Origin of the sequence: Streptomyces sp. NPDC059909, from assembly GCF_042730885.1 — a bacterium.
Classification (GTDB): Bacteria; Actinomycetota; Actinomycetes; order Streptomycetales; family Streptomycetaceae; genus Streptomyces.
In genome coordinates this window covers 1-1261 of sequence record NZ_JBHWKX010000242.1, presented here as the reverse complement: position 1 = coordinate 1261, position 1261 = coordinate 1, and the positions used below count along the sequence as shown (strand labels likewise).

Here is a 1261-nt window from a genome sequence, read left to right as displayed (position 1 = left end):
CACCGCGAGCAGCAGGAACGGGGCGCGGGTGGGGCGTGTGGCGAGGCGGCAGGAGAGGTGGACCAGGAGGGCGAGCAGCGCGGTGTTGCCGAGGATGAAGCAGACCTTCAGCGCGGGTATCGGCAGCCAGGTCGTCGGCACGAAGAGGATCGCCGCGAACGGCGGGTAGGTCGCGGGCAGTTCCCACTCGGTGACGGTGAAGCCATAGAGGTCGCTGCCGTTGACGACGGCCCGGCCCTCGGCGCGGTAGACGAGGGTGTCCGCCATCGCGATGTGCTGGATCAGGCACAGGGCGACGAACGCGGTGAACGAGAGCGCCAGCACACCGGCCGCCAGTCGTACACCGGGTGACCTTTTGATCACTGCCAGGTGTGTCACCCGCGCGACATTAGTGGATCGTCGCGCCCCGGCAAGCGGGCCCGCACGGTTCCGGCCGGGCCGGTGACCGGTCGTCCTCCAGGGCCTCGGGCGCGGGCTCGGCCGGGGGCGCCGGTCGCGGGGAGGGACGCGGCGAGCGGGCGCACGGACCGCCCGCGCGGGGCCGCCGGGCAATCCATTGGCCCCCGCCCCCTCCTCCCGCCTACAATCTGCCGCCTTGCCCGCCTCCCCTTCGGGGGAGCGCCGTCGGCCGGACGGAAACCGGCCGGCGCGTCGTGAAGTGACCGCCCGTCGTGGCGGACCGACCCTCACACACCCGGTACGCCCCGCCGCGCACCCGCCCCCGACCTCGTCCGGGCCCGGTGCGCCCCGCCCGCGTGCCCGCACGATGTCCGTACGAAGACCGCACCACGGAGGCAAGCGCCCGTGCTCACGCCGCACGACACCCCCGAGACCGCTCCCGGCACCCCGCACTCCGCCGGCGTCCCGTCCGACGGCGACCCGCTCGCCCGCGAACGCGCCCATCTGGCCGCCTCCCGGGCCTCGCTGCGGGCCATGCGCGAGGACGTCGAATCGCTCGACCTCACCGACGTCACGGCGAACTGGGTCAACGCCGCCGTCCTGAACGCCCGGATCGAGGAGCGGATCGACTCCCTCGCCGACCTCGCGCACACCCCGCTCTTCTTCGGCCGCCTCGACTACGTCCGCCAGGTCGCCGCCGACGAGGCGAGCGGTACCGCCGAGGGCCCGTACCGCGCCGAACGCTTCTACATCGGCCGCCGCCACGTCCACGACCCGGCCGGCGACCCCATGGTCATCGACTGGCGCGCCCCCGTCTCCCAGCCCTTCTACCAGGCGTCCCGCACCAACCCGCTGGACGTCG

The 1261-nt window shown here is 74.1% G+C and carries 1 protein-coding gene and 1 pseudogene; one reads left to right on the top strand and one right to left on the bottom strand.

The window, feature by feature from the left end:
* Nucleotides 1-324: glycosyltransferase 87 family protein (locus tag ACFV9O_RS40535; protein WP_385428127.1), on the bottom strand; the 324-nt coding region annotated here is incomplete at its 3' end.
* A 480-nt stretch (nucleotides 325-804) separates the two neighbouring features.
* On the opposite strand from ACFV9O_RS40535, the pseudogene ACFV9O_RS40530 reads away from it, so the two are divergent.
* Nucleotides 805-1261, top strand: a pseudogene (locus ACFV9O_RS40530) (AAA family ATPase); the annotation flags it as partial.